Below are 9,426 nucleotides of genomic sequence, written 5' to 3'. Positions count from 1 at the left end.
CCTTCAAGATAGTTTACTGTTTTTTTCATTAAGCGTCTCCTTTAAGTCTTAATAGACTATTCTCTCCCCCTAGAGAATAGTCGGGGCTCTATTGTTTATTAGGGTATTATGAATGAGGGTTAATCCTGATTGTTTTATCTTATTTTTATTTCTTTTAAGCTTTTATTTATAATGACACAAGAGGTTTTTAATTACAAAGAGATTTGTTTAAAGATAAAGAGTGTTTTTATGGATGAGTTGTTGGTATTTGAATTCTTTTGTATATGAAAGAAAGATAAAGAAGTTTCTTTTTTATAAACTCTTAGCTTCGATAATCTGAATTAATTTCTATATATTTATATCCTAAATCACAGGCATAAGTAACAAACTCTCCCTCACCCATTCCTAAATCACAAGTGATGGAAAAACTTTCTTTTTTCATTAGTTTGTAGGCTTTAATTCTATTGAAAAGCAAAAGTAGAGGATGATTAAAAAAGGGGAAATCCTTTAAAGATTACACACCATAGACAGATTGGGTTTGTGGCAGTGTTAGATTTTTTTCTCAAGTCTATGGATTTTTGCGTATAATTATAATTCTTGTTTGGGGAATTAGCTCAGTTGGGAGAGCACAACGCTGGCAGCGTTGGGGTCAGCGGTTCGAACCCGCTATTCTCCACCATTAAAGCACTTCAACTCTTACAAGATTAACTCCAAATCCTCCAAGTCCGGCAAACTCTTTTTCTAAACTTGAGCTTAAAAGAATAAAATTCTTTACACCCAAAACCTTAAGAATCTGAGCACCGATTCCAAAACTTTTTTGCTCTCCTTTGTGCGTAGGGTGCAAACAAACAAGATACCCTCCCTCACTCTTCAATCTCTTTAAAGATTTCTGCAAAATTTCATATCCTCTTTCATCACTTAATAATTCAACATCTCCGCTCATACTATGAAATCTTATATTGGGCGTTTTATTTCCATTTCCAAAGCCAAAAACAAGATGAGAATATCCTAAATGATCAATAAATTCATATCTCTCACACTCTATTGCACAAAAACTTGCCTTACTTTGTGACTCAAGTCTTACAAGATTTTCATATTTGAGGCGGTATTCCACAATATCTGAGACATACAATGTTTTAAGATTGTGTTTTTTAGCAAAGTCAAAGAGAAATTTATCCCCCCTCCTTGCCATACTTCCATCCTCTTTCATAATCTCACAAATTACAGCTACTGGTGCAAGTCCTGCAAGTGTGCAAAGATCTACACTTGCCTCTGTATGACCTGTGCGAACAAGCACTCCTCCTTCTTTTGCAACAAGAGGGAAAATATGCCCTGGGCGCACAAAATCTGAGGGTTTAGAGGAAGAATCGCACATTAAAGAAATTGTCATATCCCTCTCATAAGCTGAGATTCCTGTGCTTGCCTCCTTTGCATCAATAGAAACTGTGAAGGCTGTGTGATGAGCAGAATCATTATGAGTGACCATAGGGGTAAGTTCAAGCTTATTAGCAAGTTCTTGAGTGATAGAAACACAGATCAACCCTCTGGCTTCTTGGGCCATAAAATTCACTTTCTCAGGGGTGCTAAAAATCCCAGCATAGACCAAATCCCCCTCATTTTCCCTATCCTCATCATCCATAACAATAAGCATTTCTCCATTTTTAAATGCCTCAATTGCTTCCTCAATCCGATTCATAATCTTCCTTTTTATTTTTTAGGATTTTATCAAAAAGAGTTTCAAAGAAAGTTATCCCAAAAGCATAAGCCTTTAGACAAAATTCTTTCTTGAGGGATTGATAGTTTTCAAAAAGTAATTCCACAAGAATCACTACAATATTTAAAATCAAAGTAGAAACTCATCAATATTCATTTCATCCCCTATTCAACACATTCACTATTCCTATTATTCCCCATACATAAAAGACTCTCTATGACTTAAAATACCAATGCAATCAATGATTCATAAGATATTGTCTTGCAATTGCTTGAAATATGTAAGAGGGATACAAAAGTGAAAAATTTACTTTCAAACTCAAAAAAGAAGCGGTAACTCCCTACAATCACCCAAAATAAAGATGATTAACTCCAATCAACAATCTATACTGCTAGTTCTTGATTTAAAAATAATAAAAAAGAATCCAAAAGAAGACTTCCCCTAGGGGGGGGGGTGAGGGAATTACTCTACCTCTGCATCGATAACATCGTCATCTTTTTTACTTTGAGCTCCTCCTTGTGGATTAGCTTGAGCACTTTGAGCTAAACTTTGAGCCACTTGGCTTAGAGCTTGAAGCTTGGCTTCAATTTCTTCTTTACTTGCATTCTCTTTCTTTGCTACATCTTTAAGTTCATCAATAGCTTTTTGGATTTCATCAGCATTGCTCACATTTGCCTTATTCTCATCAAGCATTTTTTGAGTTTGATGAGCCATAGCATCAGCTTGATTTCTTAGCTCAATCACTTCTTTTCGCTTTATATCTTCCTCTTTGTGGAGCTCAGCATCTTTAACCATTTTTTCAATCTCACTATCACTCAAACCACTTGATCCACTGATTTTAATCTCTTGAGATTTTCCAGTGTTTTTATCTTTTGCACTGACTGTAAGGATTCCATTGGCATCAATATCAAATGTTACTTCAATTTGAGGCACACCTCTTGGAGCTGCAGGAATACCTGTAAGATCAAATCTTCCTAAAGATTTATTATCTTTTGCAAGTTCTCTTTCACCTTGAAGAACATTAATAGACACCGCAGGTTGATTGTCCTCATAAGTTGAGAAAATTTGAGATTTTTTAGTGGGGATTGTTACTCCTCGCTCAACGATTTTTGTAGAGATTCCTCCAGCTGTCTCAATTCCTAGACTTAGAGGTGTTACATCTAAAAGAAGCACATCTTTTACATCACCTTTTAAAACCCCACCTTGGATTGCAGCACCAATAGCAACAACCTCATCAGGATTTACAGATTTATTGAGTTCTTTACCGATAAATTCTTTAACTCTCTCTTGAACTTTTGGAACACGAGTAGAACCGCCCACCATCACGACTTCGCTAATATCACTTTTGCTAAGTCCTGCATCCTTAATGACAAAATCAATCTTTTTGATGGTTTCTTCAATCAAATCATCAATGAGACTCTCAAATTTTGCACGAGTAAGTTTTTTTACAAAATGCTTCGGTCCTGTTGCATCTGCAGTAATAAAGGGAAGATTAATTTCAGTTTCATTTGCACTGCTTAACTCTTTTTTAGCATTTTCACTTGCTTCTTTAAGTCTTTGAAGTGCCATAATATCAGCTTTAAGATCAATTCCTGTTTCACTCTTAAACTCTTCAACTGCCCAATCAATGATTCGATTATCAAAATCATCACCTCCCAAAAATGCATCTCCGCCCGTAGCTAAAACTTCTACAACATTATCCCCTGTTTCAAGGACAGTAACATCAAATGTTCCTCCCCCAAGATCATAAACTACAATTTTCTCAGCTTCTTTTTTATCAAGCCCATAGGCAAGAGCAGCACTTGTAGGCTCATTAATGATTCTTAAAACATTTAGCCCTGCAATTGTTCCAGCCTCTTTTGTTGCTTTTCTTTGAGAATCATTAAAATATGCTGGAACAGTGATCACTGCTTCACTTACAGTTTCTCCTAAATAACTCTCAGCATCTTCTTTAAGTTTCATTAAAATCTTTGCACTAATTTCTTGAGGGGTATAAATCTTATCCCCAATCTCTACAGCACATGCACCATTTCTATCTACAATTTTATAAGGGAGTCTTTTTTCAGCTTCTTTTGCCTTGTCTTCATTAAACATAAGCCCCATAATTCTTTTAATTGAATAGATTGTTTTTTGCGGATTTGTCACTGCTTGTCGCTTTGCTGGATCACCTACAAGGATTTCTCCCTTATCTGTAAATGCAACAATTGAAGGAGTGGTATTTTTTCCTTCTTTATTTGCAATAATCTTTGCTTCATTTCCCTCATATACAGCCATCGCTGAGTTTGTTGTCCCCAAATCAATTCCAATTACTTTTGCCATTTCTTTCTCCTTAAATTAATTTTTTGCCACACTAACCATTGCTGGTCGCAAGACTCTTTGTTTATATTGATAACCTTTTTGCAAGGTTTGCACAATTTGCCCCTCCTCTACCTCATTTGAAGGAACTTGCATAATCGCATCATGATATTGAGGATCAAAGCTACCACTTTGATCAATCACCTCAATTCCGTGCTTACTCAAAACCTTCAAAAGATTATCAAGAGTGAGCTTAATGCCATCGCTGATTGCTTCTTGCTGTGCATCGATTGCACTTTGATATGCCTTCTCTAAGGTATCCACAACAGGAAGCAAGTCTTTTGCAATCCCTTCGTAGCAATACTCTAAAGCTTGATATTTCTCGCGCTCTAAGCGTTTTTTGACATTTTCAAAATCTGCATGAACCCTCAAATATTCTTGCTCAAGATTTTTAAATTTTTCTTCAAAATCCTCATTGCTTTGGGTTGCTAAATTTTCTTCCTTGCAAGCTTGGACTTCGTCATTTTGTTCTTCACCCATTTACTCTCCTTTCCAAATAGATTGAGTCTTGCGATAATCACAATCCAGTGTTCCGCAAAATAAAACTCTTGATTTTTTTTCTTCTATTAAAACATTTTGTATAAATAAAATATACCCTTTTGGAAGTATCTCCTCAAAGTAAATTCCATTACTCAATCGCTCAAAGATTCTTCCCTCAATCATTTCAAAAAACAATCTTTCACCTCGTTTTTCTTCCATTAAACTAGAAAGATATTTTGCACCATGAAAGTAAGTTTTTTGGTTAATAGATACCAAAGATTGCAAAAGATCTTTTGCATGCACCTGATGTGCAATTGATTGAATATCTTCTAAATCCATTCCCACAAGCTCATTAAGAAATCTAAAAAGTTGAGGGACATAGCGAAGAAGCACTTCTTTTTCTTTATTAAATTTCAAAACCAAAAACTTATCTTCAAAGTTTTCAACTTCTTTAAGCTTTAGGTTTTCTATATCAATAGATGCAACAAAACACCCAATCTCAGCAGAAAGTTTTTGGAGTTCTTGTGCATCACTAAGAATTTTCTCACTGCCTAGCTCAAGAGTATTTCTCCAATAATCCTTTAATGCTAAAAAAGAGGGAATCCGCCCACTACTGATATGAGGCTGAAGCAAAAAACCTTCATCCATCAATGCCTTAAATCCATTACGGATTGTGGCTGATGAAATGGAGAGATTGATAGAGGTTTTTAGAGTTTGAGAACCAATAGGTGTCCCACTTTCTAGATACTCTTCAACTACATACTTTAAAAGCGTTTGTTTTCTTTTACTCATTGCCTAACTCAAATTTTTTTATAGTCTTAACAAAAACCACAAAATGGATTATACTCAAAATTAGCAATATTCTATTTACTTTGCTAAAAAAATATAACCTTTAGTCTATTTGTATAAGATTTTATAATATCATTAGTATAAATAATCATTAGTTATAAAATATTAATCTCTTTTAGAACTAGGGATTTTTTCTTATTGCTCTTTGTGGATTCTCCGTAAGATAAACCAGCCTCTTAAACTTTTAAAAAGTTATAATATTAAAACTAAATTTTCAAAGGAATCTAAATGAGTGCTCACTTCAATAATGTTGATAATAAATTACTTAGCTCCCTTAAGCATATCTCACTTGCTATGTTTAGAAAAAATTTTTTTGGTATTTTCCATGGATCAATTTCTGCACGACTGACTTATGAAAATTTTGTGATTAACTCTAAACAAGCGGTATTTGATGATCTTAATCCAAGTAATCTCATTTCACTCAACACTCAAAAAGATTATCGCTGGTATGAGGCAAGTATTGATACCCCCATCCATGCCCAAATCTATAAAGCATACAAAAATGCAAAGTTTATTGCATATGCGATGCCACCTTATACGGTTTCTTATTCTTTAAAATATTCACATTTAAGGCCTTTGGACTTCTTTGGGCAACAAATTTTGGGAGAAGAGATTGAAATTTGGGATCTTGGGAATTACTCTTCGTGGTATGAGAGAGCACCCTATGAGATTGCACAACAAATCACTAAAAGCAATCAACGCTTTTTAATTATTAAAGGTTATGGAATCTATGCTTTTGATCGAGATTTGCACTCTTTAGCAAAAAATATTGCCATCATAGAAAATACTTGTAAAATTTTACACTTTAATGCAAGCCTATAAGAATCTATGCAGGGCTATATTCTTCATAAAAGTATTATTAGAAATCAAGATTTATTTCTAAGGATTTTAACCCCTACAAAAGTGCTTGAACTTTATCGTTTTTATGGTGTGCGTCATAGCATTATTGATTTAGGAAGAAAAATTGATTTTGATACTCAAAATAACGGATTTTTTATCCCCAAGATTCGCAATATTCTCCAACTCTCTTATTCTTGGGAAAGAGAATATGAAAGAGTGTATGTATGGAAAACTTTTATTTCAATGCTTAATACTCATCTTAAAGAAGTTGATGGGATTGAAGAGTTTTATTTTGAACTTTTAAATTGGGGAGCACACATTTTAAGCAAACAGCATCCTATACGCGTTGTAATTGAAATGAGCATAAAACTTCTTTTGTATGAAGGAAGAAATACACGGCATAATGAAAATAAATGCTTTATTTGCAATGAAAATCTAGATCAAACCATCGCTCTGGGACGATCTTTTTTATTTGCTCACCCTCAATGCATTACTGGCCCTACATTTCCAAAAGAAAAAATTATAACCCTCCTACATACCGCCTCTTGTGTGCATCTTAATGATGAAGAGATAGAAAAAATTTGGAATATATTTATCCAAGGTTTGTAAAAGGGTCTAGGTTTTGGTTATTCTCTTAATATTTTCAATCAAAAAGGAAACCAAACATGAGCTATACACAAAAAATTATTGAAGAAGTCAGTCAAAAATACTCACATCAAGTATTTTTTCTCCAAGCACTCAAAGAGATTCTTCACTCTCTTGAACCTGAAATTGCAAAAAATAAAATTTATGAAGAACACAGTATTTTAGAGCGTCTTGTCATACCTGAGCGAAGCATTATCTTTAGAGTGCCTTGGGTAGATGATCATGGCAGGGTTCAAGTGAATACTGGATATCGCATTGAATTTAATTCTGCCCTTGGCCCTTATAAGGGAGGATTACGTTTTCATCCTAGTGTCAATGAGGATATTATCAAGTTCTTAGGTTTTGAACAAATTCTTAAAAACTCTTTAACTACACTTGCTATGGGTGGAGGAAAGGGGGGAAGCGATTTCAATCCCAAAGCAAAAAGTGATCATGAAGTGATGAGATTTTGTCAATCCTTTATGAATGAGCTTTATCGGCATATTGGAGAAAGGACAGATGTTCCTGCTGGAGATATTGGAGTAGGTGCGAGAGAAATAGGCTATCTCTTTGGACAATATAAAAAGCTTACAAATCGCTTTGATGGAGTTTTTACAGGAAAAGGACTGAGATGGGGAGGAAGTCTAGCAAGAAAAGAGGCAACGGGATATGGAAGTGTCTATTTTGCCCAAGCAATGTTAGAAGAGAGGGGGGAGAGTTTAGAGGGAAAAATCGCATGTGTAAGTGGAAGTGGGAATGTGGCAATTTACACAATAGAAAAACTCTATGCCCTCGGAGCTAAACCTGTCACTGTAAGTGATTCTAAAGGAATGGTTTATGATTATGAAGGGATTGATTTAGAATTACTCAAAGAATTAAAAGAAGTGCAAAGAGTAGATTTAAGCGAATATGCAAAAAGTCGCCCAAGTGCAAAATATATTCCTGTGGAGCAATATGCCCAAGGAAGAAATGAAGTATGGAGTATTCCTTGTGATGTAGCCTTCCCAAGTGCTACACAAAATGAACTCAATGCTGCGGATGCAAAAGTATTGCTTGATAATGGATGCATTTGTGTGAGTGAGGGAGCAAATATGCCCTCTACTCTTGAGGCTATTGATTTATTTTTACAAGCCAAGATCTGCTTTGGTCCTTCAAAAGCTGCCAATGCTGGAGGTGTAGCAACAAGTGGCTTAGAGATGAGCCAAAATGCTAGTATGAGCTCTTGGAGCTTTAAGGAAGTGGATACAAAATTAAGAGGAATTATGAAGGGAATTTATGAAAATGCAAGCAATACTGCAAAAGAATTTGGGGAGGACAATAATCTGGTCTTAGGGGCTAATATTGCAGGGTTTAGAAAAGTTGCACTTGCCATGATTGAGCAAGGGGTAGTCTAATCCCTTGCCCTCCATAATAAAATTACAGGAATAAAGGCAATAATAAATGCACATAAAGGGACAAAACTCACTCCAAAATAAGTCAATACTGCTCCACTGATTAAAGATGCACTTGCAATTCCAATATTAAAACTTGCCTCATTCATACTGATTGAACTCTCTATGGTCTCTGGTGTATGACGCGTAGCATATTCCATTGCAAGTTTTTTAAGCGGTGAAACACAAGTAAAAGCCCAAAACCCTACAAAACCAAAATTAATCACTGCCAAAAACCAAAGCTTAATACTCCAGCTCATCAATAATAGTGACAAACTCAATGTACCCAATGCAGTAAGTAAGGCGTATCTTGAGCCTTTTTTATCTGTTAAGATTCCACCAAAAAAATTACCCCCAATACCACAAAGGCCATAAAATAAAAGTACCCAACTCAATTTATCTTTATCAAAAAAATCATTTGAGAGAAAGAAAGGCTCTACATAGGTATAAAATGCAAAGAGACTTCCACAAAAACAAGCTGTAATAAAAAAAACTTTTATCATAGGTAAACTCTTACAGGATTGAACAAGTGAATGAAAATGAGTGGGAATACTTGTAAGAGCTTTGGGCATCAAAAATAAGGCAAGAAAAAAAGTAAATAGTGCAAAAGAGAATACAAGCAAAAAGACACTCTGAAATCCAAAATAATTTCCTACCCAAGCCCCTAGAGGAACTCCACTAATCATTGAAAGCGTTAAGCCTGCCACAACAAGAGAAAGTGCTTGAGTTTCTTTCCCTTTTTGAGCAACCTGAAAGGCTATGAGCGTTGCAATCACAAAAAATACTCCATGCATACAACCTGCAACAAAACGAGCTACTGCAGTAAGATAGAAATTATCACTCAAATAAACGACAGCATTTGCAAGTGCAAAGATTCCCATATTGCAAAGAAATTGCTTTTTTCTATCTATGCGACTTAAGGGAATGGTTAAAAGTGGGGCTCCTAAAATCACACCAAAAGCGTAAATTGCAACAAGATATCCTGCACTCTGAGCATCAACATTAAAAAATATCCCCACTTTCTCAAGCATTCCAGCAATAACGAGCTCAGCAACACCCATACAAAATGCGCCTAAAGAAAGTGGAATCAAACAAAAATACGAAGAATGAAGCTTCATAAAAATCCTTTTGAAAAATAAAAAGTCAGAAGAAAAA

General features: G+C 35.1%; 9 protein-coding genes and 1 tRNA gene. 4 read left to right on the top strand and 6 right to left on the bottom strand.

Annotated features, from left to right (window positions below):
- Positions 1-301: 301 nt before the first annotated feature.
- Positions 302-454: a bifunctional ornithine acetyltransferase/N-acetylglutamate synthase gene (locus tag CQA62_RS05845; protein WP_267891715.1), complete on the bottom strand. Its 153-nt coding sequence runs from the start codon at positions 452-454 to the stop codon at positions 302-304.
- Positions 455-582: 128 nt separating this feature from the next.
- On the opposite strand from CQA62_RS05845, the gene CQA62_RS05840 reads away from it, so the two are divergent.
- Positions 583-658 (top strand) — tRNA-Ala (locus CQA62_RS05840).
- Here CQA62_RS05840 and CQA62_RS05835 read toward each other — a convergent pair.
- The 4 genes from CQA62_RS05835 to CQA62_RS05820 all read right to left on the bottom strand — a co-directional run bounded on the left by CQA62_RS05835 (position 659) and on the right by CQA62_RS05820 (position 5,320).
- Entirely contained in the window at positions 659-1,675 is a 1,017-nt protein-coding gene (locus CQA62_RS05835) for a bifunctional 3,4-dihydroxy-2-butanone 4-phosphate synthase/GTP cyclohydrolase II (RefSeq protein ID WP_104724989.1), read from the bottom strand.
- Positions 1,676-2,155: 480 nt separating this feature from the next.
- On the bottom strand, positions 2,156-4,012 hold the full coding sequence (dnaK, locus tag CQA62_RS05830; RefSeq protein ID WP_104724988.1) for a molecular chaperone DnaK: 1,857 nt from the start codon (positions 4,010-4,012) through the stop codon (positions 2,156-2,158).
- A 15-nt stretch (positions 4,013-4,027) separates the two neighbouring features.
- Positions 4,028-4,528, bottom strand: coding sequence for a nucleotide exchange factor GrpE (gene grpE / locus CQA62_RS05825; RefSeq protein WP_104724987.1), 501 nt, complete (start codon positions 4,526-4,528; stop codon positions 4,028-4,030).
- The gene (locus tag CQA62_RS05820; RefSeq protein WP_104724986.1) at positions 4,529-5,320 is read right to left on the bottom strand and encodes an HrcA family transcriptional regulator; all 792 of its coding nucleotides are present in this window, start codon (positions 5,318-5,320) and stop codon (positions 4,529-4,531) included.
- Positions 5,321-5,605: 285 nt separating this feature from the next.
- Between CQA62_RS05820 and CQA62_RS05815 the strand changes: the two genes are divergently transcribed.
- Genes CQA62_RS05815 through gdhA form a run of 3 tightly spaced genes read left to right on the top strand, consistent with a single transcriptional unit; the run spans position 5,606 to position 8,235 of the window.
- Positions 5,606-6,199: a class II aldolase and adducin N-terminal domain-containing protein gene (locus tag CQA62_RS05815; RefSeq protein WP_104724985.1), complete on the top strand. Its 594-nt coding sequence runs from the start codon at positions 5,606-5,608 to the stop codon at positions 6,197-6,199.
- A 6-nt stretch (positions 6,200-6,205) separates the two neighbouring features.
- Positions 6,206-6,826 carry a recombination protein RecO gene (gene recO / locus CQA62_RS05810; protein WP_104724984.1) on the top strand — a complete coding sequence of 207 codons (621 nt, stop codon included), beginning with the start codon at positions 6,206-6,208 and terminating at the stop codon, positions 6,824-6,826.
- Between the two features lie 56 nt (positions 6,827-6,882).
- Positions 6,883-8,235 (top strand): NADP-specific glutamate dehydrogenase, encoded by a 1,353-nt coding sequence (gdhA, locus tag CQA62_RS05805; protein WP_104724983.1) that lies wholly within the window; start codon positions 6,883-6,885, stop codon positions 8,233-8,235.
- Here gdhA and CQA62_RS05800 read toward each other — a convergent pair.
- On the bottom strand, positions 8,232-9,389 hold the full coding sequence (locus CQA62_RS05800) for an MFS transporter (RefSeq protein WP_104724982.1): 1,158 nt from the start codon (positions 9,387-9,389) through the stop codon (positions 8,232-8,234). The two genes, gdhA and CQA62_RS05800, sit on opposite strands and share 4 nt — an antisense overlap.
- Positions 9,390-9,426: the final 37 nt, after the last annotated feature.

The organism is Helicobacter cholecystus, from assembly GCF_003364215.1.
In the GTDB taxonomy this organism is placed as follows: Bacteria; Campylobacterota; Campylobacteria; order Campylobacterales; family Helicobacteraceae; genus Helicobacter_G; species Helicobacter_G cholecystus.
The sequence above is the reverse complement of the archived record's forward strand: the minus strand, read 5'-3'. Positions and strand labels throughout refer to the sequence as shown.